This window comes from Photobacterium alginatilyticum (genome assembly GCF_009910675.1).
Lineage (GTDB): Bacteria > Pseudomonadota > Gammaproteobacteria > Enterobacterales > Vibrionaceae > Photobacterium > Photobacterium alginatilyticum.
In genome coordinates this window covers 26,581-51,451 of the sequence record NZ_RSEJ01000016.1, presented here as the reverse complement: position 1 = coordinate 51,451, position 24,871 = coordinate 26,581, and the positions used below count along the sequence as shown (strand labels likewise).

Annotated in this window: 24 protein-coding genes; 11 read left to right on the top strand and 13 right to left on the bottom strand. The window is 50.4% G+C overall.

The window, feature by feature from the left end; translation table 11 throughout:
- Positions 1-14 precede the first annotated feature (14 nt).
- Complete coding sequence (locus EIZ48_RS15505; protein WP_160653167.1) at positions 15-1,211, top strand: acetate kinase; 1,197 nt, start codon at positions 15-17, stop codon at positions 1,209-1,211.
- Here the strand turns inward: EIZ48_RS15505 and EIZ48_RS15500 are convergent.
- Positions 1,208-1,375, bottom strand: a complete 168-nt coding sequence (locus EIZ48_RS15500; RefSeq protein ID WP_160653164.1) for a hypothetical protein — start codon at positions 1,373-1,375, stop codon at positions 1,208-1,210. The genes EIZ48_RS15505 and EIZ48_RS15500 overlap by 4 nt on opposite strands.
- A gap of 32 nt (positions 1,376-1,407) precedes the next feature.
- Here EIZ48_RS15500 and pta point away from each other — a divergent pair, with 32 nt between their 5' ends.
- Complete coding sequence (pta, locus tag EIZ48_RS15495; protein WP_160653300.1) at positions 1,408-3,546, top strand: phosphate acetyltransferase; 2,139 nt, start codon at positions 1,408-1,410, stop codon at positions 3,544-3,546.
- 117 nt (positions 3,547-3,663) lie between these two features.
- On the opposite strand, the gene EIZ48_RS15490 is transcribed toward pta, so the two are convergent.
- Positions 3,664-4,368 carry a hypothetical protein gene (locus EIZ48_RS15490; protein ID WP_160653161.1) on the bottom strand — a complete coding sequence of 235 codons (705 nt, stop codon included), beginning with the start codon at positions 4,366-4,368 and terminating at the stop codon, positions 3,664-3,666.
- A gap of 792 nt (positions 4,369-5,160) precedes the next feature.
- Entirely contained in the window at positions 5,161-5,355 is a 195-nt protein-coding gene (locus EIZ48_RS15485) for a hypothetical protein (protein ID WP_160653158.1), read from the bottom strand.
- A gap of 176 nt (positions 5,356-5,531) precedes the next feature.
- On the opposite strand from EIZ48_RS15485, the gene EIZ48_RS15480 reads away from it, so the two are divergent.
- Positions 5,532-6,395, top strand: coding sequence for a helix-turn-helix transcriptional regulator (locus EIZ48_RS15480; RefSeq protein ID WP_160653155.1), 864 nt, complete (start codon positions 5,532-5,534; stop codon positions 6,393-6,395).
- A gap of 113 nt (positions 6,396-6,508) precedes the next feature.
- Here EIZ48_RS15480 and focA read toward each other — a convergent pair whose 3' ends face one another.
- Positions 6,509-7,354, bottom strand: coding sequence for a formate transporter FocA (focA, locus tag EIZ48_RS15475; RefSeq protein WP_160653152.1), 846 nt, complete (start codon positions 7,352-7,354; stop codon positions 6,509-6,511).
- 301 nt (positions 7,355-7,655) lie between these two features.
- On the opposite strand from focA, the gene EIZ48_RS15470 reads away from it, so the two are divergent.
- Positions 7,656-8,417: a sulfite exporter TauE/SafE family protein gene (locus EIZ48_RS15470; protein WP_160653149.1), complete on the top strand. Its 762-nt coding sequence runs from the start codon at positions 7,656-7,658 to the stop codon at positions 8,415-8,417.
- 13 nt (positions 8,418-8,430) lie between these two features.
- Here EIZ48_RS15470 and EIZ48_RS15465 read toward each other — a convergent pair whose 3' ends face one another.
- From EIZ48_RS15465 to EIZ48_RS15440, 6 genes are all read right to left on the bottom strand, one after another.
- The gene (locus EIZ48_RS15465; RefSeq protein WP_160653146.1) at positions 8,431-9,153 is read right to left on the bottom strand and encodes an SIMPL domain-containing protein; all 723 of its coding nucleotides are present in this window, start codon (positions 9,151-9,153) and stop codon (positions 8,431-8,433) included.
- 196 nt (positions 9,154-9,349) lie between these two features.
- Entirely contained in the window at positions 9,350-9,898 is a 549-nt protein-coding gene (gene yfcE, locus EIZ48_RS15460) for a phosphodiesterase (RefSeq protein WP_160653143.1), read from the bottom strand.
- 110 nt (positions 9,899-10,008) lie between these two features.
- Positions 10,009-10,413 (bottom strand): CBS domain-containing protein, encoded by a 405-nt coding sequence (locus tag EIZ48_RS15455; protein ID WP_160653140.1) that lies wholly within the window; start codon positions 10,411-10,413, stop codon positions 10,009-10,011.
- On the bottom strand, positions 10,410-10,760 hold the full coding sequence (locus EIZ48_RS15450; RefSeq protein ID WP_160653139.1) for a P-II family nitrogen regulator: 351 nt from the start codon (positions 10,758-10,760) through the stop codon (positions 10,410-10,412). The genes EIZ48_RS15455 and EIZ48_RS15450 overlap by 4 nt, the downstream gene beginning before the upstream one ends.
- Positions 10,760-11,545, bottom strand: coding sequence for a DUF1538 domain-containing protein (locus EIZ48_RS15445; RefSeq protein WP_160653136.1), 786 nt, complete (start codon positions 11,543-11,545; stop codon positions 10,760-10,762). Before EIZ48_RS15445 ends, EIZ48_RS15450 begins: the two co-directional genes overlap by 1 nt.
- Before the next feature lie 11 nt (positions 11,546-11,556).
- Entirely contained in the window at positions 11,557-12,291 is a 735-nt protein-coding gene (locus EIZ48_RS15440; RefSeq protein WP_160653133.1) for a DUF1538 domain-containing protein, read from the bottom strand.
- Between the two features lie 307 nt (positions 12,292-12,598).
- Here EIZ48_RS15440 and EIZ48_RS15435 point away from each other — a divergent pair, with 307 nt between their 5' ends.
- Positions 12,599-13,492, top strand: a complete 894-nt coding sequence (locus EIZ48_RS15435; protein WP_075763208.1) for a TIGR01777 family oxidoreductase — start codon at positions 12,599-12,601, stop codon at positions 13,490-13,492.
- Between the two features lie 68 nt (positions 13,493-13,560).
- Here the strand turns inward: EIZ48_RS15435 and EIZ48_RS15430 are convergent, their stop codons facing one another.
- The gene (locus tag EIZ48_RS15430; RefSeq protein ID WP_160653131.1) at positions 13,561-16,011 is read right to left on the bottom strand and encodes an ABC transporter permease; all 2,451 of its coding nucleotides are present in this window, start codon (positions 16,009-16,011) and stop codon (positions 13,561-13,563) included.
- On the bottom strand, positions 16,008-16,682 hold the full coding sequence (locus EIZ48_RS15425) for an ABC transporter ATP-binding protein (RefSeq protein ID WP_160653129.1): 675 nt from the start codon (positions 16,680-16,682) through the stop codon (positions 16,008-16,010). The genes EIZ48_RS15430 and EIZ48_RS15425 overlap by 4 nt, the downstream gene beginning before the upstream one ends.
- Between EIZ48_RS15425 and tesA the strand changes: the two genes are divergently transcribed.
- The 4 genes from tesA (at position 16,681) to EIZ48_RS15405 (ending at position 19,975) form a co-directional block, all read left to right on the top strand.
- Positions 16,681-17,283, top strand: a complete 603-nt coding sequence (tesA, locus tag EIZ48_RS15420) for a multifunctional acyl-CoA thioesterase I/protease I/lysophospholipase L1 (protein ID WP_075763211.1) — start codon at positions 16,681-16,683, stop codon at positions 17,281-17,283. The genes EIZ48_RS15425 and tesA overlap by 2 nt on opposite strands.
- 80 nt (positions 17,284-17,363) lie before the next feature.
- On the top strand, positions 17,364-17,642 hold the full coding sequence (locus EIZ48_RS15415; protein WP_160653126.1) for a DUF4189 domain-containing protein: 279 nt from the start codon (positions 17,364-17,366) through the stop codon (positions 17,640-17,642).
- Between the two features lie 151 nt (positions 17,643-17,793).
- Complete coding sequence (locus EIZ48_RS15410) at positions 17,794-18,621, top strand: SDR family oxidoreductase (RefSeq protein WP_160653122.1); 828 nt, start codon at positions 17,794-17,796, stop codon at positions 18,619-18,621.
- A gap of 499 nt (positions 18,622-19,120) precedes the next feature.
- Positions 19,121-19,975 (top strand): co-chaperone YbbN, encoded by an 855-nt coding sequence (locus EIZ48_RS15405; RefSeq protein WP_160653119.1) that lies wholly within the window; start codon positions 19,121-19,123, stop codon positions 19,973-19,975.
- Positions 19,976-20,051: 76 nt separating this feature from the next.
- On the opposite strand, the gene cueR is transcribed toward EIZ48_RS15405, so the two are convergent.
- The gene (gene cueR, locus EIZ48_RS15400) at positions 20,052-20,447 is read right to left on the bottom strand and encodes a Cu(I)-responsive transcriptional regulator (RefSeq protein WP_160653117.1); all 396 of its coding nucleotides are present in this window, start codon (positions 20,445-20,447) and stop codon (positions 20,052-20,054) included.
- A gap of 220 nt (positions 20,448-20,667) precedes the next feature.
- On the opposite strand from cueR, the gene EIZ48_RS15395 reads away from it, so the two are divergent.
- Both EIZ48_RS15395 and EIZ48_RS15390 read left to right on the top strand, forming a co-directional pair.
- Positions 20,668-23,775, top strand: a complete 3,108-nt coding sequence (locus tag EIZ48_RS15395) for a cation transporter (RefSeq protein WP_160653114.1) — start codon at positions 20,668-20,670, stop codon at positions 23,773-23,775.
- Between the two features lie 190 nt (positions 23,776-23,965).
- The gene (locus tag EIZ48_RS15390; protein WP_160653111.1) at positions 23,966-24,838 is read left to right on the top strand and encodes a TraB/GumN family protein; all 873 of its coding nucleotides are present in this window, start codon (positions 23,966-23,968) and stop codon (positions 24,836-24,838) included.
- Positions 24,839-24,871 lie beyond the last annotated feature (33 nt).

Below are 24,871 nucleotides of genomic sequence, written 5' to 3'. Positions count from 1 at the left end.
AGGTAGTCACTCTCATGTCTAAGCTGGTTTTAGTTCTTAACTGCGGTAGTTCTTCTCTTAAGTTCGCTGTTGTTGACGCGGTATCAGGTGAAGAGCACCTGACAGGTCTTGCAGAATGTCTGCACCTTCCAGAAGCACGTATCAAGTGGAAACTTGACGGTAAGCACGAAGCACAACTAGGTAACGGCGCTGCTCACGAAGAAGCGCTTGCGTTCATGGTTGACACTATTCTTGCTTCTAAGCCGGAACTAGCTGAAAACCTAGCGGCTATCGGTCACCGTGTTGTTCACGGCGGCGAGCAGTTCACTAAGTCTGCACTAATCGACGAAGCTGTTCTTAAAGGTATCGAAGACGCTGCAACTTTCGCACCGCTTCATAACCCAGCTCATATCATCGGTATCAAAGCTGCTCAGAAATCTTTCCCAGCTCTGAAAAACGTTGCTGTGTTCGATACTGCTTTCCACACAACAATGCCAGAAGAAGCGTACCTATACGCTCTACCATACAACCTATACAAAGATCACGGTATCCGTCGCTACGGCGCACACGGTACTTCTCACCTGTTCATCACTCGTGAGACAGCTGAGCGTCTAGGTAAGCCTGAAAACGAACTAAACATCATCAACTGCCACCTAGGTAACGGTGCTTCTGTTTGTGCTATCAAGAACGGCCAGTCTGTAGATACTTCTATGGGTCTGACTCCTCTTGAAGGCCTGGTAATGGGTACTCGTTGTGGTGATCTTGACCCAGCTGTTATGTTCCACCTACATGACAAGCTAGGCATGAGCGTTGATGAAATCAACACTATGTTCACTAAAGAGTCTGGCCTACTAGGTCTGACTGGCGTAACTTCTGACTGCCGTTTCGTTGAAGACAACTACGGTGAGAAAGAAGAAGCAACACGTGCAATGGACGTGTTCTGCCACCGCCTGGCTAAGTACGTTGCCGGCTACACTGCAACACTAGAAGGCCGCCTGGATGCTATCGTATTTACTGGTGGTATCGGTGAAAACTCTGCACCAATCCGTGAGATGGTTCTTAACCGTCTTGCTATCCTGGGTGTTGAAATTGACGGTGAAGCTAACCTTAAAGCACGCTTCGGCGGCGAAGGTGTGATCACGACTGAAAACAGCCGTGTACCTGCAATGGTTGTTTCAACTAACGAAGAACTAGTAATCGCAGAAGATACAGCGCGTCTGGCTGAGATCTAATCTGGCGATACTTTGCTGTGCACCAGGCGCGGCAAATAATGGCTGGCTTTGGCCGGCCATTTTTTCATGGCTTTATCGTCGAAGACGAAAGTTGTGACCTTTTTTTTGTGGTGCTGCTCAATAACGGTTAACAAATCATTATTGAACAGCACTGTATTGTTCAATAGTTGAGGAATCCATAGTGTCCCGTACTATTATGCTTATTCCGGTTGGTGCCGGAGTTGGTCTTACTAGCGTTAGCCTTGGTGTGCTACGCGCAATGGAACGCAAAGGTGTTCGCGTTTCTTTCTTCAAGCCTATCGCCCAGCCACGTCACGGCGGCGGCCAGCCTGATCTGACAACCAACATCATCACTGCCAACAGTGACATGAAAGTTGCAGAACCTTTCTCAATGGCTTGTGCCGAAGAGCTTATCCGTAATGATAAGAGCGATGTACTGCTTGAAGATATCGTTGCCCGTTTCAAAGAAGCGACAGCTGATGCTGAAGTGGCGCTAATCGAAGGTCTAGTACCAACTCGCAAGCACCCGTTTGCAAACCAAATCAACTATGAGATCGCAAAAACACTGGATGCGGAAATCGTATTCGTTGTTGCACCGGGTACAGACAACCCAGCTCAGCTTAAAGAACGTATCGAAGTCGCATGTTCTAACTTCGGCGGTATCAAGAACGAGCAAATCTCTGGCGTTGTCGTTAACAAACTAAACGCACCAGTTGATGCTGAAGGTCGTACTCGTCCGGACCTATCTGAAATCTTTGACGATGCAGAAGCAACCGTTCCTTCTCACGTTGAAGTAATGCAGGTATTCAACTCAAGCCCAATCCGTGTACTTGGCTGTGCACCTTGGAGCTCAGAGCTGATCGCGACTCGTTCACGCGATATTGCCAAGCACCTGAACGCTGAAATCATCAACGAAGGTGATATCGATACTCGCCGTATCAAGAGCATCACTTTCTGTGCACGTTCTATCCCGCACATGGTTGAGCACTTCCGTCCGGGCTCTCTGCTTGTAACTTCTGCCGACCGTCCTGACGTTATTGTTGCAGCATGTCTGGCAGCAATGAACGGCGTTGAAATCGGTGCCCTGCTGCTAACAGGCGGCTACGAGCTACCTAAGCCAGTCATGGATCTGTGTGAGCGCGCATTTGAAACAGGCCTGCCTGTAATGACTGCACAAGGCAACACTTGGCAGACGTCTCTGAACCTTCAGAGCTTCAGCCTGGAAGTGCCAGCAGACGATAAAGAGCGTGTTGAGCTAGTTAACGAATACATGGCCAGCCATGTTGACGGCCAGTGGATTGAATCACTGACTGAAGGTTCAAGCAAAGAGCGTCGCCTGAGCCCACCGGCATTCCGTTACGAGCTAACAGAACTTGCCCGTAAGGCAGCTAAGCGTATCGTACTTCCTGAAGGTGATGAGCCACGTACCGTTAAAGCGGCAGCTATCTGTGCTGAGCGCGGCATCGCGGAGTGTGTGCTTCTTGGTAACCCAGAAGAAATCAAGCGTGTTGCAGAACAGCAAGGCGTTAACCTAGGTTCTGGCGTCACTATCATCAACTCTGAAGAAGTTCGTGAGAACTACGTTGCTCGCCTGGTTGAGCTTCGTGGCGCGAAAGGTATGACTGACGTTGTTGCTCGTGAGAAGCTACAAGACTCTGTTTTCCTAGGCACAATGATGCTTGAAAACAACGAGGTAGACGGCCTGGTTTCTGGTGCTGTTCACACAACGGCGAACACTATCGTTCCTCCGTTCCAGATCATCAAGACTGCACCTGATGCGTCAATCGTATCATCTGTATTCTTCATGCTACTGCCTGATCAGGTACTGGTATACGGTGACTGTGCAATCAACCCAGATCCAAATGCCGAGCAGCTAGCGGAAATCGCTATCCAGTCTGCAGACTCAGCAAAAGCATTCGGTATTGAACCACGCGTTGCAATGATCTCTTACTCTACCGGTACGTCTGGTAAGGGTGCAGATGTAGATAAAGTACGTGAAGCAACTCGCATTGCTCAAGAGAAGCGCCCAGATCTAGTGATCGACGGTCCTCTTCAGTACGATGCTGCGATCATGGAAAACGTTGCTGCTTCTAAAGCGCCTAACTCGCCAGTAGCGGGTAAAGCGACTGTATTCGTATTCCCAGACCTAAACACTGGTAACACGACATACAAAGCGGTACAGCGTTCAGCTGATCTGGTTTCTATCGGTCCAATGCTTCAGGGCATGCGCAAGCCGGTTAACGACCTTTCTCGTGGCGCACTGGTAGACGATATCGTATACACAGTGGCACTGACTGCGATTCAGGCCAAACAAGCCGAAGAAGCTAGCGCTTAATCGTTATTAACGACTAAGAAATAGTTTAAACGCCTCCGCCATGCGGGGGCGTTTTTATAGGATAAAAGTGAATTAAATTAATCGCTTCCGATGATAAAAGCCTGTCAGTAAGTCGCCTTAATTCACAGCAACCTGAGGCTTTTGATTGGTTTGGGCATGAAGTTTCGCCATGGTACGAATACGATCGACACAATAATCAACTGACTTGCTCAACTCTCGTTTCAACCCGGTACCATCTTCAAGTTGCTCATAAGATGGTGCATCATTAGTTTCAACATAGTCCGGTACATAACTACATAGCTCTTCAACAATCGTAACCTCTGTTGCTGTATCAATTAGGCGAGCATGAGCGGTATACATCACTTTATAGTTATCGAAATCATCTAAGAAATAGATGCTACCCCAGCCTAATGTTTTGACATCAAGAATATAGTCATAACCTGCATGTGACTTAACTAAGTCCGCTACATCACTTTCAGCTGAAACCGTTTCTTCCGCTTCAACCACTTTAACGTTGTAATTCTCGCTCAATCCACTACCAAGTTCTTTCGCTATGTCTCTTGCCGGATCTTTAACCTGGTTATTGATGATCATATCATTGCCATTACTTACTGCAGTGGCAAAACCAATGAGTCCAAACTGCACATTAAGTGCAGTTTGAGCCGGAAAATCAGGAAGCGCGTCATACTTATTAAGCACGACGGATCTATTTTTTAGTTTTTGTGACTCATCGAGTGTTAATTCATTGGTTTTAATTGTTGTACAGCCCACACCGAGAAGACTGATCAACCCGACCAACATGGCCCTTGCAATAATATTCATTGTAGTCTTTATTCCCTTATTGATTATTTTTTGACGCTGAAGAAATAACCATCTGACGGTGTGATACTCTAGATAAAATAAGATAAACCCACCTGACTGCCAAATGGCAACATTCGAGTCTATTCGATACTAAAAAACCAGTCAAAGCGATATTCCGCAGGCATCCATTCAGCTTAAAAACATCCTTCATACTTCTTGCTAATAAAACTAGCACTTTTACGGAAGTTAATAATCAAACAAGTAACTTTTATAACCGAAATATACCCACACAACATCAATTAAAACAAAGTACCACCCTATAGGAATTTAAAAAAATTAATAATGTTCAGTTCAAGGAAAGTAACGGCAGAAATGATAGCCCCTGTCCACGTTACTTGATACAGAAATGAACGCGGTGGCTCACTCCCATAGGGCAAGTTCCAGTTCTTTAAGTAGATAAGGGCTTCTATGCGTTGTTACCGATTATTAAATTAGAGCCACTAAATCTTCAAATCGATACTAGGCCTAGTTGCCAAGTAACTCTCGCTGAAACAAGTATCTTAAAGTAGCTTGGGTATAATTACTGAAATGTCAGCAATTTCAGTATATTACTCACCCAGTAATATACTGTAAAATAACTAACAAAAAAATAGAGATAATACCTGAAAGCAATATAACTAACTGTCCCGGAAAACGTTGCGGCTATAATCAATGAGGTTAGAGGTTGACGCAAACTCTTAGCCCATTTTAATAATTTATCATCCATTATATTGCTATATTCCATAATCATACTTTACTGGCAATGCCCAGAATTTAAATAAACCGTTTACCTTGCTTGCTTTCCCTGTTCATCCGAGCCAACTCTTGCTTGAATTCCTTTTGCGATGTATAACCAAGCAACTTCCAGTAGCGGGTATTATTGTAGCCATAGGTATTGAATAAGGTATGTATCCACTCACGACGTGTATTTTCACTCAACATCATAAAATATTGACATAGGTTTTCCATGAAATCATCCCTCTCGTATTTCTCTATGTGAGGTACTTTAGGTCGAAATATTCACAAAACTAATACTAAGCTTCAATTATTTGGTACTTTTCTGTCACTCTATTTAATTTGACTAGGAAAGTAGTGTTATTTAGCTAAAAATAAGTACTATCTCAGCAAAAGGAAATAACTGTTCAATGAGGTATAAATTAGAAAAGGTGCCTCAACGGCCGGGAATGTCTTGGCGCCATAAGCATCAACTAGCACCCGCAGGCATCATAGAGCCCCATTACCATCAGGAATTTGAACTTAACTTACATCTTCGCTGCCAAGGACAAATTCAGTTGGGGCAGTATCAGGGAGAACTGCAGGAACATCATCTCATACTTATTCCACCACACATGCCGCACGCGGTTTATCACCAGAACCCGGCACCTTCCCGACAAGCTGAATTGCACTCCATCTGGTTCAAGAAAGAGTGGATAACCAATATGATTTTTAGCTGTGTTGAACTGAGAAAGATGGACTACCTACTCAAAAAGTCAGATAAGGGTATTTTGTTTTCATCACAGACCGCCAGGTGGGTACATCAAAGACTTTCTCAACTAGACTATTCATCTTCATCAATTCAACAGCTTGCCGTCTTAATCGACATTATTGCCATTCTTTGCCAGGATAAAACGGCAATTACTCTGGCGCCGATCTCATCAGATACACTCGCGAAACAGCAAGATGAGAATAAAAATAAGATTGACAGACTATGTGCCTACCTAGAGAAGAATTACGCAGAAAATATCACCCTCAGTCAGGTATCCCGGCACCTCTACATCAGTGAAAGTAGCCTCCACCGGCTTTTCCAGCGACATTTTGGCGAAAGTTTTAGCCAGCACTTAACAAAGGTACGGCTCAGCCATGCTGCCCGCCTGCTCGAGACAACCAACCTGCGGGTAGGCTGTATTGCCGAAACCGTAGGATACCGTAACCAGGCCAATTTCAATCGTAAGTTTAAAGGCTATAAGCAGCTAACCCCCAGGGAATATCGAGAGAAGCATCAAAGCTAGCCGGTATACAGCGGCCATAAAAAATGGCCACAGCTTTTGCTATGACCATTATTACTTTCAGTTTTAATCAGGAAGAATTCTCTACGCCAATGATACTCGACGTCACCTGATCATTACTTGCCGCGCAGGTAAATAATCCAGTATCCCATCCCGACAAAGACACCACCACCGATAATATTCCCCATCGTCACCGGAATCAGGTTATGAAGGATGAAGTTGCCCATGGTCAGGTCGGCAAAGTCGGCCGGGTTCATGCCGCTCATCTGCCAGAACTCCGGGGAAGCCAGGTTTTTGATACCGATGGCCATCGGGACCTGGAACATATTGGCAATACAGTGCTCGAAACCCGCCGAGACAAACATTGCAACAGGCAATACCATCACGATGATTTTATCCGTCAGGGTACGACCGCTAAACGTCATCCATACCGCGACACACACCAATACATTACACATGATCCCCAGGGCAACGGCCTGGAAAAATCCATGGTGCAGCTTGTGCTGGGCAATTTGCATGGTGTTGATCCCCAAAGCACCGTCAGCTGACAGGTACTGTTTACTAACCAGCATAATCCCCACCAGCAACAAGGCGCCGATCAGGTTGCCGATATAGACAACGCCCCAGTTCAGGCACAGGCTTTTCCAGCTGATTTTACCGCTGGCACGGGCGACCAAGGTAAGCACCGAACTGGTAAACAGCTCACCACCGGTAATCACCACCAGGATCAATCCCAGGCTAAATGCCAGCCCGCCGACAAAACGGGCCATTCCCCACGCCATGTCACCCGAACCAGTAGTCACCGTAGTATAAAAAACAAATGCAATGCCGATATGCATCCCAGCAGTAATGGCCAGCAAAAGCGATTTCACCGGATCTTTTGTGGCTTTGCCTACCCCGACCTCAGCGGCCTTCTCGGCCATCTGCGGCGGTAAAAGAGAATCAAACTGCCCCTGACTCATAATCTTGTACCTGTACCTACTGAAACACATAAAAATGGATGCCGGATAGTGAACCTAAATCAGGTGAAATACAAGACTCGACACCAACAAAAACTCGATAAAAACGATATCATGACTCGAATATTCCGAATCAACATATTTGGTAAACATCACTCAACATTTCAGTAATCCAATTGCTCATTTCGATCAAAATCGCCCTCACAACCCGAGTGAAAAAATGCCCTTAGATGCCGGATGCAGCTGGCCTGCGAAGTTGATAAGATGCAAGTCACTTGCAGATAAAGGGAATTATCTACACATCATGGATCTATTAAACACTCTCGGCCTGTTTCTCGGCTCACTGCTGTCCAACACCCTGGCCTCTTTGTCCGGAGGCGGCGCTGGCCTGATCCAGTTTCCGTTACTTATCTTTCTTGGCCTTCCCTTTGCCGTTGCGCTGGCCACCCATAAAGTCGCCAGTGTCGCCCTCGGACTGGGGGCTGCTATCAAGCATATAAGAGCCGGCAGCCTCAACTGGCCACTGACCGTCTATGTGATTGTGGCCGGTATGCTGGGCGTGATATTGGGCGCCAATGTGATCTTGTTCGTGCCGGGCAGAACCGCCGAAGCGATGCTGGGACTATTGATTTTGGGACTAGGCATATACTCGCTCACCAAAAAAGAACTCGGTCAGTTCGACCAGCCTCGCAACCGCCACTGGCAGGGGATGGTGATCGGCGGTCTCGGGCTAGCCCTGATAGGAATATTAAACGGCTCGCTCACTGCCGGGACAGGATTATTCGTGACCTTGTTTTTGATCCGCTGGTTCGGTTTCGACTACAAGCAGGCTGTTGCCCTCACCCTGGTCAGTGTCGGCCTGTTTTGGAACGGTATAGGCGCTGCCACCATGTATGTAGCCGGTGCCGATATCTATTGGCCTTGGATCCCGGTATTGCTACTCGGTTCGTTTCTTGGCGGCTACCTTGGTGCCCACCTTGCCTCCAAGAAAAGCAATAGCCTGATCAAACGCAGCTTCGAGATATTAACCTTTCTCATCGGCTTCAAACTGCTTGTCGGCTTTTAGCGACGATCCGGCATTACTCGGTCAGATAGAACTCGATACGGGTCACGACACGTATATCTTTTTCTATCTTGTGCCGATCACCATACTCCTCGCCAGCATCCGTGATCGAGAAGTTCCCCTGCCGGGCCGAGCGGATCCCCCCCACCACGACACCCGCGTTGGCAGCAAACTCATTGGCGGCAATACGCGCATTGGTCGTGGCGGCTTTGAGCATCTCTGGCTTGATGTCATTGAGCTGGGTAAAACGGTAGGTCGGTGCATAGTTGGTAATGTTGTAGCCCTTGGCAACCAGCTTGTTCACTTCACCGCGTACGGTAGCCACATCACGGACTTTCGTCGTCTCCAGGCTTATCATTCCTTCAAGTTCATGATCTTGATCGACGACTGTCTGGCTATCGTTGCGGTATTCATAATACTTGTATTCAATCAACCCGATTTCAATTTCACCATCGGTAAAACCATTGGCCTTGAGAATCGCAATGATTTCCTGCTGTTGGGCTTCAGCCTGCTGGTAGAGCGCCGGGATATCTTGCTTATTCTTGGAACTAATAGAAAAGCGCAGCTGCCAATTGGCGATATCAGATTCAACCCGCTGCTCCGCCAGGCCCTTCACCTCGGCAATGTTCATCGCCACTTTGGCGTTATACATTGTCTGACCGATAAAATAGCCACAGCTTCCTAATCCAAGGGCAACCAGTACCCCGCCGAGCACAATGCCCAATACCTGTTTATTCATCCTTAACACCTTATTTTCATTCCGATATTTATCTGTATTTAGTGTGGCAGGCGGGAAACTGGAGTACTAGAGGGAAAGTGTCAGTATTTTGTCAGAACAACAAAAGGTTAGCGGTTGTTGCAAGAAATACCAGTAGGAATAAAAGAGCGCACAAGTTGTGCGCTCTGGCAAGTATCTATGCATCGACAATCAGGAACTAGCTCAGCCCAACCGAACAGATCGTCGCCCCATCAAAGCTCACCACTTTCAGCGTATTGTCTTCCAGCAAACCGTAGCTAGCCTGGTGCTCGCCACGCGGAATAGTGACAGATCCCGGATTAAACAAATACAGTTCTTCTTTCTGCTCGGCAACCGGCAGATGGGTATGACCGGAGACAATCACATCCCCGACACGCAGACGTGGATGCTTGTCGCCGTTATACAGGTGGCCATGAGTCAGGAACAGGCGGCGGCCATCGGCAAGCAATACCAGGTTGTAGTCAGCCATCATCGGAAACTCGAGCAGCATCTGATCAACCTCGCTGTCACAGTTACCCCGGACAGCAGTAATGCGCTCGGCATACGGGTTCAGCAGTTCGGCAACCTCAATCGGCGCATAACCTGCAGGCAGGGCATTTCTCGGGCCGTGATTAAGCACGTCTCCCAGCAGGATCAAATGGTCGGCACCGCTTTGCTCAAACGCAGCCAGCATGGTTTTGGTGCTCTCGGCGCAGCCATGGATATCAGAGGCAAAAAACAGTTTCATAAGAAAATCACTTACCAAAACTTACTAGAACAGAATGCCGAGATACTACACCGAACGATTCAACATTTCTAATAGCAGTGGGCCACAGGCCGCTCTCCTTCCGGGAGCGGCTAGTCATCCCGTAACATCCCGTTAAGCACAATATTGTTATAGCTCACCATGCCGAGTACCTGCCCGTTCTCAATCACCGGTGCCCGGCTGATACCGAAGCGCTCAAACAGTCGGGCACAATAACGAACATCCATGGTCGCACTCACTGACAGTGCTGGCTTGGTCATGATCTCGTAGACATTGGTTCGCTGCGGCGAGCGGTTGATGGCCAGCACTTTCTTGGCGATGTCATTCATCAGCACAATGCCGTACTCGTCATCGTCATGCCGCTTGTTGACAATCAATGCCTTTACCTGACGCTGCTTGGCAATATGCACCGCCTCAGCCACCGTGATCAGTCCCTCGACAATCGCATAGGTATTCATCATCACATCTCTCACTTTGACCACCTTTTCAGCGCTCATAGCTTATCCTCCACAACCTTGGTCAACGTCTCTACCTGGTGAGCCACGCCTATTGCGTCCTCAATATCAAGTTGCACGGCGATCCCCAGCCCGGGACCGGAATCAAACTCACCGACTTGCTCTATAGTCTCAAGGATCGAGCGAGCCAAATGCTCCTCCACAACCAGCAACAGCACATCACGCTGAACTTCCAGGCTCAACCCCAAAAAGGTTTTCTTCTTATGAAGCCCTTCTCCGCGAGCATTGTTAATAACGGTAGCGCCGGTTGCACCGGCCTCGCGAGCCGCATCCAGAACGGCATCCGTTTTTGTATCTTCAACAAAAGCCACTAATAACTTAAATCGCATTAGTCTAACTCCTTACGGCCTTTCCACACCGACAGCTGGGCATAGCCCATTACCGTGATCATCGGAAATAAACTGGCAAATGCTATCAATCCAAACCCATCGAGCATCGGGTTACGCCCGGGGACTGTAGATGCCAATCCGAGCCCCAGCGCCGCCACTATCGGCACAGTCACCGTTGACGTGGTTACCCCGCCCGAATCATAAGCAAGCGGTACTATCATTTTGGGGGCAAAATAGGTTTGTACAACCACCACGACATAACCTACCAAAATGTAGTAATGCAGTGGATCACCGACAACAATTCGGTAGCTACCCAGAGCAATACCGAACGCTACCCCCAGCGCAACTGAAATCCGCAGCCCGTTAACCTTAATCGTACCACCCGATACCTGATTAGCCTTAATCGCCACCGCAATCAGAGACGGTTCGGCCACAGTGGTACTGAATCCGATAGCGGCAGAAAATAAGTACACCCAGTAGTATTCCTCCCAGGGAACCTGCTCCGGTATGGCTTCACCGCTATCAAACAGAAAATCCAGGGCTGTCAGCTGGGCAGCCATCGACTCCCCGAGTGGAAATAGCGCCAGTTCCAACCCCATTAGAAAAAATGACAGCCCGAGCACCACATAGACAAAGCCCAATACGACCCGGCTCCAGTTGGCGACCGGGCGTCTGAGTACCGCCAGCTGAAAACCAAAAATGATGATCACAATCGGCAGCACATCACGCACTGTTGAGCTTAGTGTATCGAAAAAATGAAATAAAACGGACGATAGCTCGATCATGCAACCTTCACTTAATGCACCAGCATGCCGTAACCCATAACAAAAATCATCGGGGTCAGGGAGGCAAAGGCAATCAGCCCAAAACCGTCAACCATCGGGTTTCGACCTTTGATCGACGAAGCGAGTCCAACCCCCAGAGCCGTGACCAGGGGGACAGTAATGGTCGATGTTGTCACCCCGCCGGAGTCATAGGCAATCCCGACAATACTCTGAGGGGCAAACCAGGTCATCACCATTACCAGCACATAGCCACTGATTATCATCCAATGGATAGGCCAGCCTTTGAGAATACGGATCACCCCCAGCATAATGGCAATCCCGACAGACAGTGCCACCGTAAGCCGCAGGCCGTTAGCATAGTCATCCATCATTTCTTCATCTTGCGCTATCAGTCCCCCTTCGGCAGCCACTTCAGCGGCCTCGGCGGCAACCGCTGTCAGCGCCGGCTCGGCAACAGTTGTGCCAAAGCCAAGACAGAATGCAAAAATCAGCAACCAGACTACACTGCCTTTACTGGCAAACGACCGGGCCATCGACTCCCCGATTGGAAACAATCCCATTTCCAACCCGAAGATGAACAAAGTCAGCCCCACGACTACCAGCATCAGGCCAAGCAAAATCGCCCCCCAGTCCGGTAAAGGCTGCTGAAGTACCACCAACTGAAAAAAGCCAATCACCACAATGATCGGCAGCAAATCACGCAGGCTGGACAGCAGTGCCTTAAACATTGCCAGAATCGATGCCATGCTGCCTCCTGTACCACTTACCCTGTTACTAATACATTACTGGTCATTTACATTTGGAAACAAACTTTATTTCGTAAGTCGAGAAGCTAGGCACAGTATTGAATATTCATCATAAAAAACCTTGCATTTATCATGGGCGCAGCAAGCTCCGGACAATGGGACATTTCTCTTTTCCCCATTCTGCCAGCCGCTTTCAAGCCATTGATTGAAGTACTATTCCCTAAATCGTTTATACTTGTAGTGAGTTGAATTCTTTCAGCTAGGTCGTGTTTTGCTCTGATTTTTCGGTTATAGGACAATGGATGGAATGAAGATATTAGTTACTGGTGGTACTGGATTTATCGGAAAAGCACTCCTTCCGCACTTTAACCATGAACATTTAGTGGTACTCAGTCGAAATCCCAACCGTGCCTACCAGCAACTCGGACACCATATCAAGGTCATTACCTGTCTGGACGAGTTGCCAGACTTTAATGATATTGATGTTGTCATCAACTTGGCGGGCGAGCCAATTGTCAACAAACGCTGGAGTGACAGGCAAAAAGAGGTGATCTGCCAGAGCCGCTGGGATATCACCCGCAAGCTGGTCGAAAAAATCAAGGCCAGCACTAACCCGCCCCACACATTTATCAGCGGATCGGCTGTCGGGATCTACGGCGATCAAAAATCAGCAAGTTTTGATGAAAGCCTGGAGGTAAACAACGCCGATTTTGCCCACCTGGTTTGCAGGAAGTGGGAAGAAGAGGCACTTGCCGCCCAGTCGGAAAAGACCCGTGTCTGTCTGCTCCGAACAGGAATCGTCCTGGCCAAGCAAGGAGGTGCACTGGCGCGTATGCTGCCCGCCTATCAGCTAGGCTTAGGCGGACCTATCGGCTCCGGCGAGCAGTATTTTCCCTGGATCCATATGCAAGATATGGTCAAGGGGATCTTGTTTCTGCTCAAGCATCCCGAAGCCAGCGGGGCCTACAATTTTACCGCCCCTAACCCGGTCACCAATAAAGAGTTTAGCCAGACTCTGGCGCGTGTATTACATCGCCCCCACATTCTCAAAACGCCGGCATGGTTGCTTAAAATGGGACTGGGCGAGTCCTCGACGCTGCTACTCGACAGTCAGCGGGCGTTACCGGGCCGCCTGCAAGAGCAAGGGTTCCATTTTAGCTTTCCCAAGCTTGAGCACGCATTAGAAGAGACACTGAGTTAATACATCAATCGATGAAAGTGATAGAGCCTAGGTTATCAACCCAGGCTCTTGTTTTAGGGCGTGTTGACCTAGCCTTTCAGCGGCATTAGCAGGCGCTTAATCATCGTTCGGATAATGATCACCACCAGCCCTAACGATAACAGAGGCAGCATCACCCATAACCACGGGTGTCCAATAACCGGCAGCTCAAAGCCCCACTTCAGCAAAGCCGCAACCACAGATTCTGCCCCGGCAGCGGCCATCACCCCGGCAATCAGCGCCATGAGACCATACTCGCCCCACACTGTCGCCGAGATCCGTTTCCGGCTTGCCCCCAGGGTACGATAAAGCTTAATTTCCTGCTCGCGCTGCGACAGGCTGAGCCTTAGCAAGGTCAGCACCAACAACAAACCGCTACTGACCCCGAGTACAGCCAATACTGAAAGCGACAAAGAGACCTGCTGCAAGATAGCCTGGATTCGGGTAGCCATGGCTCTCAGATCAAGCAGGGTCACTGTCGGATAGTCTCGTCCCAGCTGGTTGATCAACGTATTCTGATCAGCGTCGATCCTGTAGCTGACCAACCAGGTAGCCGGCAGATCCGCCATGACATCCGGGGTAAAGATAAAATAGAAGTTCGGCCGCATATTACGCCACTCAACCTGGCGAATACTGGTCACCACGGCGCTAAACGGCTGGCTGCTGACATTGAAGGTCAGCTCATCGCCCAAACGGATCCCGAGTCGCTCTGCAATCCCCGATTCCACGGACACTCCACGGCTATCGGTCCATTCCCCTTCAAGCAACGTATTATGTACCGGTAAGCTGTCACGCCAGGTAAAGTTAAGCTCTCGTCGGAGCGATTCATCCCGCTCTTCGCCCTGACTCGTCCCCGCCAGCAAGTCTTGTTGGTTAATCTCAATCAGACGACCGCGGATCACCGGATAGCCCTCAGAGCGCACGACCTGATTGCGGTCGAGTTCATCCAGGTATGCCTGTTGCTGCTCGGGGCTAATATTCAACGCGAAGACGTTGGGGGCATCAGCCGGCAGGGTTTGTTGCCAGTCAGCCAGCAAGTCGGTTCTCAGCAGCCAAATCACCGCCAGCAACATCAGCGAGCTGGTCAAGGCGGCCAATTGCGCCCCGGTAGCCAACGGGCTCCGGCTGATCCGGCTCAGCGCCAGTTTGATCGCCGCCCCCCATTTTCCCCGGCGAAGCAGAGCAACCACCAGTAATCCCGACAGCGCCAGGATCCCCAGCAAGGCGACTAATCCGCCCAGTGTCAGCCACATAAACTTGTTGCTGCCGAACCATATCAGGGCCGCAACCACAGGCAACAGCACCAGGGCATAGCCCTGACGTTTAACCGGCCAGTCGACCTGCTGCTGGATCACCGAAATAGCCGGCGCGTCTACCAGCCGCAATAGGGAGATCCCCAGACCGGGGATCGCAACCAGCAACGCAACGGCCAGGCTGACAAACACCGGCGTAAAACCAATCTCCGGCAGCGGATCGGGCAGCACATCCGACAGAGGAAGCCGCAGCAAAAACTCGAGCAGCCAACCGATGGAAAGCCCGGCAACGGCGGCAATTGCGAACAGCAGGCTTAACTGCCGTGCCAACCACTGCCACAACCATCGCTTGCTCGCCCCGAGGCTTTTCATCATCGCAACCGCCTCAATGCGGGTTGAGGTGTAATGCCAGCAAGTCAGCACCAGGGTCGCTGTAGCCATCAAAATCACCAGGATCAGTGTCAGAGACAGATACTGCCTGGCTCGCTCAATCATATCTCCGGTTCGTCCCTGCGTGGTCTCGCTGATCCAGCGCTGACCGGGCTGGAGCTCAATGTTCTGCTGCAACAACTTGAGCTTATCGTCCGGGCCGTTGAAATAAGCTCGAAACTGTACCCGACTTCCCGGCTGTACAGCCCCGGTTTTGGCCAGATCACTGTTATGAATTAATACCGCCGGCATCTGGCTGAACGGATTGAATGAAAGCTCCGGCTCCTGGGTGATCTTCCCGGCCACCGTCAGCTCAGCATCCCCGATGGTGATCGAATCACCGCGCTGTACTGCCAGCAAAGAGAACAAACGCTCTGCCAGCCACAGCTCCCCGGGCTGCACCCGGTGACGAACATCCGCACCTTCCAGCACCAGCTCGCCGCGGAGCGGAAAGTCACTGCCAACGGATTTCACGCTAACCAGCTGCATTTCCTGCTCACTAAAGGCCATGGTGCCAAAGCGAGTTTGTTGCGACACTGTCAGTCCCAGCTCTCGCGCCTGATCCAGCAGTGATGCCTCCAGCGGATTAGCCGAGCGAAAGACCAGATCGGCAGCAATCATGGTTCGCCCCTGATCTACCATAATTTTCTCAACCCGCACCACCAGCGCCGACAGCGCAAAGACACAGGCAATAATCAGGGTTAGTGCCACCGCAACCGGCCATAGTTGTCCATGCCACAGCTCACGCCAACTCCATTTCAGCAACAGAGGTTGTTTGCGTGGCCTCGCCACCTGATTCGCCTCACTCAGTTCACTCATGCAGCCTCCACACTTCCGCCCTGGATCCGTAAGGTACGATCACAGCGTTGCGCCAGTTGCGGATCATGGGTCACCAGTACCAGGGTGGTGCCATGATCACGGTTGAGGGCAAACAGCAGGTCAATCACCGTGGCGGCAGTATGCTGATCGAGATTGCCGGTCGGCTCATCGGCGAACAAGACCTGAGGACGGGTCATAAATGCCCTCGCCAGTGCCACCCGCTGCTGCTCACCGCCCGAGAGCTGTGACGGCAGGTGGCTCTCCCGCCCTTCAAGCCCAACCTGGGACAGTAGCTCCGCCGCGCGAAGCTCATCACCGTCCTGTCCTTTGATGATTGCCGGCAGCATCACGTTTTCCAGTGCGCTGAGCGACGGAATAAGCAAAAAACTCTGAAAAACAAAGCCTATCGAATCACTACGCAATGCCGCCCTGGCCTCATCGTCAAGCCGGGACAAGGGCCTGCCGAGAAGTTCGATCTCACCATCGGTTGGTACATCCAGTCCCGCCAGCAGCGTCATCAACGTGGATTTACCTGCACCGGAGACGCCAACTAAAGCAATTGCCTCTCCTTGCTCGACCTCAAGGGAAACATCCTGCAATATGGTGAGCGACGATGATGCTGTCGTCACCTGTTTGGATACAGATACAGCCTTAATCACGGAAGTTGACATGATGCGATTCCTTTCAGTTTTATTGTTCGTTGTTTTCTCGCTAAACGCCTACAGCAACACTTTGCTGGTTGTCGGCGATAGTCTGAGTGCCGGGTACCAAATGCGTGCTGAACAGAGCTGGCCGGTTCTGATGGAGCCGGTTCTGGCGCAGCAGGGACACTCGATAAACGTTGTAAATGCCAGCATTTCTGGTGATACCACGGGCAACGGCCTGGCGCGGTTACCCAATTTATTACAACAACATAATCCAGATTACGTCATTATCGAGCTGGGCGCGAATGATGGCCTGCGCGGTTTCTCTCCCTCTACTATACGCAATAACCTCGGCCAAATGATCACCCGGATCCATGACGAGGGTGCAACCGCCCTGCTGATGCAAATCCATGTGCCGCCCAACTACGGCAAGCGCTACAGCGAGATCTTCAGCAAGATATACCCCCAGTTGAGCAAACAATACAATGCGCCGCTACTGCCTTTTTTCCTCGAAAAAATCATTCTCAAGCAAGATTGGATGATGGAAGACGGCCTGCATCCCAAGCCGGATGCCCAGCCATGGATAGCCCAGTTTGTGGCATCTGAGCTTACTCCGTATCTTCATTAAAAAGTTTGAAATTTTATTGCTGTACATTTTTATTGACTAAGCTTCTTACTGTTTACAAACAAGAAAGTAAGTGAGTGGATATGTTGAAGGGAAATAGCTTAATTTTTGCAGCCATCACGGTTGCTTTTGGCATCAGTGGTTGTCAAAGTGCCGATCCGGGTACCTACGGACTATATAAAGACTACCGTTTGCAATCAGACAACAAAGCCTACGCCATTGGCACCAATAAAATCGCCGGTGCGGCCTGGGGAGCCCGAGATATTCAGGAAGCGCAGAAGCTTGCCATCGAGACCTGTGTCAAGCTGGGCGGAAAGAACTGCAATATCGTTGATATCAACGGCTCATCAGTCACGAACTAAGGCACTCAGCACCCGGCAACTAAGGGGTGGACAATGATCACGCGCTCAAATCCAAAAAGAACAGCCAGGTAGCAGCCCCTGGCTGTTCTTTTTTTGGCTATAACTCTTTATTCTCAATATACCTTCCGGGACACGCGCTAAAGGAACAAGAATGAAAGAAACCATCCTGATCACCGGTTGCAGCAGCGGCATAGGCCGATTCTGTGCTGAACAGCTCCACAAGGCCGGCTATACCGTTGTTGCCAGTTGCAGGAACCCGGATGATGTTGCAGCCCTTCGGCAGCAGGGATTGAACTGTATCCAACTTGACCTCGACAATACCGAATCCATTCATCAAGGTATCAAGGCTTGCCTGGCAATAACGGGAGGGCGCATCGATGTGTTATTCAACAATGCCGCCTATGGCCAGCCCGGCGCCCTCGAAGACCTACCGACACAAGCCCTGCGACAACAGTTCGAAACCAACTTATTCGGCTGGCACGAGCTTACCCAGGCAGTGATTCCGCTCATGCTCGAACAAGGCAACGGGAAGATTGTTCAGAACAGCTCGGTGCTCGGATTGGTGGCAATGAAGTACCGCGGAGCCTACAATGCCAGCAAGTTTGCCCTCGAGGGTTATACCGACACCCTGCGCCTCGAATTACAGGATACGCCACTTCATGTCAGCCTGATCGAGCCAGGTCCGATCGAAAGTCATTTCAGGGAAAATGCCAAACTCAAGTTCGAACAACACATTGATATGGCAGCCTCCCGCCACCATGTCAGTTACCAGCAAACCCTCGACAGGCTGGGCAAATCGTCGCCATCAAGCAAGTTCACCTTGGCACCAGACGCAGTTCTGAGTCCCCTGCAGGCAATCATAGACAGCGAACGCCCCAAGCCTCGTTACTATGTCACCCAGCCAACCCATATTTTTGGCTTTCTGCGCCGGGTCCTGCCTGTCTCCTGGCTGGATCAGCTGCTAAGCAAAAGTAATTAAAGAAAAACCAGCCTATATACCGGCAACGTCGATAAAACGGCTTCGATATGTCGGTATTTGATCCTTTCCTGCTTTGGAATATGAAATAAAACACATCTATCTCTGATCAAAAAAGCCACGATTCAGCCACCTCAAATAGCAAAAACATTGCTTAGCACCCTAAATTGAAGAAATTGGCCAGAAAAGACAACTAACGTAATATTTGTGTCATATTGAGTCGTTATCTTAGTCAGGTAAGTTGAAAGAGGCCCTAGCAGAGCCTACTCATCGCCTTGAAATACCAGAATAGATAACCAGGTTACGTCATGACTTTGCGTCAAATTAATATTCTCTGTGTCTGCGTGACACTTGCCCTATTGTTGACATTACAACCCTAAAAAGGAGAGCGCGGCTCTCCTTTTTTATTGCCTGCCTACCACGATAAAGATAATACCTCTTGATTTTTCAGCCATTAACCCCATAAATAACTACAGAGGCCACTAAAATAAAGAGCAGCAACATGTATGAAAAACTAGCGATCGAACTTAACGAGCAGAATCTGCAGCAGGTTATCGAGCAATCTATGCAGACGCCGGTTGTGATCAGTTTCTGGGCGCCATCGATGCCTGAAACCGCAGAAGTTAACAACATCTTAGAAAAAATCGCAGCGCAATATCAGGGGCAGCTTGTCCTTGCGACGTTAGACTGCGAAAGCCAGCAGATGGTTGCAGCTCAATTTGGTGTTCGCGGTTTGCCAACCGTTGCATTGTTCAAAAATGGTCAGCCGGCAGACGGTGCCGCCGGCCCACAGACTGAAGAAAGCCTGCGTACCATGCTGAGCAAACACCTGCCAAGCCAGGAGGAGCTTCAGCTAAAACAAGCACTGGTGCAGGTCGACAGCCAGCAATACGACCAGGCCCTGCCTGTTCTGCGTGAACTGTCAGCCCATTTCGGTCAAAACAGCATTATTTCTCTGGCTATTGCCGAGTGCCTGGTTGAAACCTCGCAATACGACGAGGCAGAAACGCTGTTGGATACCATTCCGATGCAGGATCAGGATGCCAAGTATAAAAGCCTGATCGCCAAACTCGAGTTACACAGACAAGCCAGTGACTCACCAGAAATCCGCCATCTTGAAGAGCAGCTTGCTGCCGCTCCGGAAAATACCCAGATAGCCTACGAGCTGGCTGTCCAGTACAGCCAGGTAGACCGCTCGCAAGATGCTCTGGAGCTGCTGATTAACATTCTGCGTAAGGACATGAACTTTGCCGACGGCAATGCGAAAAAGAGCATGATGGATATCCTGTCGGCGCTGGGGCAGGGTAATGCCATTGCCAGCCAGTACCGCCGCCAGCTTTATTCGCTACTGTACTGATCGCAAAGAAACAACGCTTCACACCACAAAGCCGCGATAATCATCGCGGCTTTGTCATATCTACCCAAGCTACCGTTTATTTAGTGTGCTGGCACAATCCCTCGATGATCGGGCAGCGGGCGCTGTCATTGCCAGGGCATTGCTTAGTCAACGCCTCAAGGGTGGTTTTCATCTCTATCAGCTCGGCGATTTTATCGTCAATCTCAGTAAGCTTTTGCTCGGCCTTAGCCTTCACATCTGCACTTCGCCGTTGGGGATCCCGCGAAAACTCCAGTAACTCACGACACTCGTCCAAGGTAAACCCGACCAGTCTGGAGCGGCGGATCAGCTGCAATTCATTGATATTATTCTGGCTATAACTGCGATAACCGTTACTTGCCCGTGACGGCGCCGTAATGATCCCTTTGTCTTCGTAGAATCGAATCGTTTTGGCGGTCAGCCCGGTCTGTTTGGCAACATCACTAATATTCACATTTCATCCTTACAGTTTCTGGAAGGTTATAGTTCTATTATTCAGCCATTTCTCAGGCAAAATCAAGCTCTGGTACAGTCGCTCAATCAAGGGGCCACATCAAAGTCAAATAGCCTTTGACATTCTACTTGATGGAAGGTTTATTCTCAGGGCATCATTAAATGAAATGACGAAATAGACCGTCTGTGGTTACCGTCTGCTCACCGCTAAGGAAAAACACATGACTGAATTTACCCTCCCGCTAGGCAAGGTTCGTTGCATGAACTGTGCGGGAAAAATCAAGGCATCCTTAATCGCCCTGCCCGGCATTGAATCTGCCGATGTTGATACCCGGCGAGCAATTGTTCGCGGTGACACCGAGCTTCTCCCTCTTATCAGTGCGATCACAGCACTGGGTTACGAAGCCGGTTACACGCACTCGCTGCCTTTAGCCGGCTTGTCATGTGGCAAATGCGTAAAAAAAGTCGAATCTGAGTTTGCCGCCAATCCTGACATTGCAGACTTTTCTGTCAGCAAAACTCAGGCCCGGGTTACCGGAGCCATTACCGAACAGGCCCTAACGGCAGTAATCGAAAAACTCGGCTATCAGGTTGTTGAGCGCCAGCATCACACCCTGCCGCTGAGCGGCCTTTCATGCGGAAAATGTGTAGCCAAACTTGAAGCCGCTTTCTCTGACAATCCCCTGATAGACAGCTACTCAGTCACTAAAACACAGGCCGAACTCACAGGCTCTCTCTCAAGAGAAGCGGCCATTGCTATCATCGAGCAAACGGGTTACCGCGTACCTGACGCGCAAGTCGTCGAACTCACCTTGTCTGGACTTAGCTGCGGAAAATGTGTGGCTAAAGTAAACAAGGCACTGGACGCACACCCGCAGATCACTGCGTATGAGGTAAGCAAAACACAGGCTGAGATCACCACCTATACCGATACACAGACACTCATTGATGTTATTCAAGAACTTGGATTCTCGGCAACACTGGTCCAGGCTGACGATAAATTGAGAACAGAGCCTGGTGAAAAACCAGAGACGCCAGCAGATACAACAGCACCTGTTGCCAACAACACACATGCTCCGGCCAATGATGGCAACACCGCTCAGTTGCTGCTTTCAGGCATGACCTGTGCCAGTTGCGTAGCCTCTGTTGAAAAGGCGATTCTCGCCGTTCCCGGTGTCGACAAGGCCAATGTAAACCTCGCTGAAAGAACGGCGCTTGTTTCGGGGCAGGCACCGTTTGAGAACGTCATTTCAGCCGTGATTATAGCGATCAATGATGCCGGTTATGGTGCAGAGCAGAGCGAGGATGAACAAAGCCGCCGTCTGCGGCAACAACAGCAAAACGAACAAACCTTCCGACGACACCTGCGCAATGCCTTTATTGCCCTCGGTGCCGGTATCCCGATGATGGCCTGGGGAGTATTTGGCGGCAGCATGATGATCACTTCAGCCACCAGCCAGATCAGCTGGGGACTCGTCGGCCTGCTGACATTCTTCCTGTTGTTTACCATCGGACGACATTTCTATATCAACAGCTGGAAGGCCTTCAAGCACCACCGCGCCACCATGGACACCCTCGTCGCCCTCGGCACGGGTTCTGCCTGGCTCTATTCGATGCTAGTCGTCATCATGCCGGATATCTTCCCGATGCAGGCCCGGCATGTGTATTTCGAGGCATCCGCAATGATCCTCGGCCTCATCACCCTAGGCCACGCCCTCGAAGCCAGAGCCCGGAGCCGCACCTCGAAAGCCCTCGAACAACTGATTGATCTGCAGCCTCAGACAGCCATTGTCGTGAGCCAAGAAGGTGAGCAGGAAGTGCCTCTTGCAGAAGTACAAACCGACATGTTGCTACGCCTGTACCCCGGTGCCAAGGTGCCAGTCGATGGCACCATCGAAAGCGGCCAGAGCTATCTCGACGAATCCATGCTGACCGGCGAACCGCTCCCGGCCAACAAACAACAAGGCGACAAACTTCACGCCGGTACCATTAACCAGGACGGCAGCCTGCTGTTTCGTGCCGAGCAAATCGGCAACGACACCATGCTGGCGCGAATTATCAGCCTGGTCCGTCAGGCCCAGAGCAGTAAACCCGCTCTTGCCCGCCTGGCAGATACCATCTCGGCGATTTTTGTCCCCGCAGTGATGATCATCGCCATCTTAACGGCCATGATTTGGTATTACTTTGGTCCGACTCCATCCTCTATTTATATGCTGGTCACAGCAACTACGGTGCTGATCATTGCCTGCCCGTGTGCGTTAGGGCTAGCGACACCAATGTCGGTCACCGTCGGGGTTGGCAGAGCCGCAGAATACGGTGTGCTGATCCGCGATGCCGAAGCGATGCAGGTTGCAGCCGGTATCGATACGGTGGTACTCGATAAAACCGGTACATTGACAGAAGGCAAACCTCAGGTCATCGACTGTCGCAGCTACGGCACCAGCGAAGATCGCCTGCTTGCCCTCTCAGCCAGTTTGGAGCAGAGCTCCGAGCACCCGCTTGCCAAGGCGATCGTCAATGCTGCCACAACTCGTAAGCTGCCTCTGTCAACCCAGTCCGAATTCAAGGCAATGCCCGGCTTTGGCGTTATAGGGACTGTCGACGGACACCAGCTAGCACTCGGTAACCAAAAGTTGATGACGAAAAACAACGTAGGAATTGATCTGGCAGCTGTTGATGCCGAAGCTATTGCCAGCCAGGGGGCAACCCCTATCTATGTAGCCATCGACAATCAGCTGGCAGGAATTTTGGGCGTCAGCGATCCGCTGAGGGCAGATTCCGTCGCTGCCATCAACCGACTGAGAAAAATGAAGCTTGATGTGGTTATGTTGACTGGTGATACGGAAACCACCGCCAGGGCAATTGCTCGCCAAGCAGGTATAGATACGGTGATCGCCGGCGTATTGCCTGACGGCAAGGCGGCGAAAATTGCCGATCTTCAGCAACAAGGCAAACGCGTTGCTATGGTCGGTGACGGGATCAATGATGCCCCAGCGTTGGCGCAAGCCGAAGTCGGTATTGCGATGGGCAGTGGTAGCGACGTGGCCATTGAAAGTGCCCAGTTGACACTGATCCGCCACTCCCTGCACGGAGTCGCCGATGCACTGCAGCTATCAGCTGCAACCTTAAAAAACATGAAGCAGAACCTGTTCGGCGCATTCGTCTACAACACCCTGGGGATCCCAGTTGCCGCAGGCATACTGTTTCCGTTGACAGGCACCTTGCTCAGTCCGGTTATTGCCGGAGCTGCGATGGCATTATCCTCCATCACTGTTGTCAGCAATGCTAACCGGCTACGGCTGTTCAAACCCGACCATCAGGAGAGCTAATATGATTGCACTTATCGGCTTGGCGGCCATCGCGTTTATTGTCTGGTGGTTCTGGTTGCACCCTGCCACCAAGGGCTAGCATACCGGATTTTATCGGCCTATCCCGCAACCGCCATCTCTGCTGTTAGCCATAATTACAGATAACTGATATAACCCAATCAGTTATCTGTCTTATTTTGCTACGGTGATCATGCTTAAATCTATCTTATCCAAAGCACTGCTTTTACTGCCTTTCGTAACGACCAGTGTCGTCGCTGAACCCTTGGTCTGGCTGGCCAAGGATTCGCAGCGTCAGTTTGTCCTGCTAGGCTCAATTCATGCCGGGGAACAAGATTTCTACCCGCTCCCCCAGGCATTTCTCACCTACTGGCCCGAAGCTGATGGTCTGGTTGTCGAGGCAAACATCCTCAAAGCCAGTGATGTCACTATCAACCGGGACATTCCGACCTCAGATACCCTGCTCGACACAAATGACAAAGAAGTGCTGATTGATATCGCCAAACAGGCAAAGCTACCTTATCAGTCACTCATTCATAGCCCGCCGTGGCTGGCTGCCATGAACTTGCAAATGGCCATGGCGACTCAGGCAGGCCTGAATCCGATTCACGGTATTGATGTCGTTCTTCTTCAAAGGGCACAGGAGCAGCAGCTCCCCATTCTGGAATTCGAAAGCGTCAGTCAGCAACTGGCCCTCATGGAAAATTTACCTGACTATGGTGAAGACATCCTGCTCAGCACAATCCATGAATGGAGTGCAATGCAATCGGAGCTCAATTGCCTTGTATCAGCATGGAAGGCAGGCGATCTCCAACACCTTCTTTCACTGCTGGAAGAGAGCCAGTATTCAGACGCAACAGAAGAGAAACTGATTTTCGAACGCAACCGTGACTGGGCCAACCAGCTGACCAACAAGGCAAGCTACCAAAAGGGGACCTACCTTGTCGTTGTCGGGGCGATGCACATGCTCGGTGAACAAGGCTTACCAACGCTACTGGAAAAGCAGGGCTTTACCCTCAAGCGGCTGACAGAGGGTGAAGAGTCCCAATGTGAATTAGGAGGTTAAGCGCTTGGGATGCGCTGCCAAACTGCGCTATTC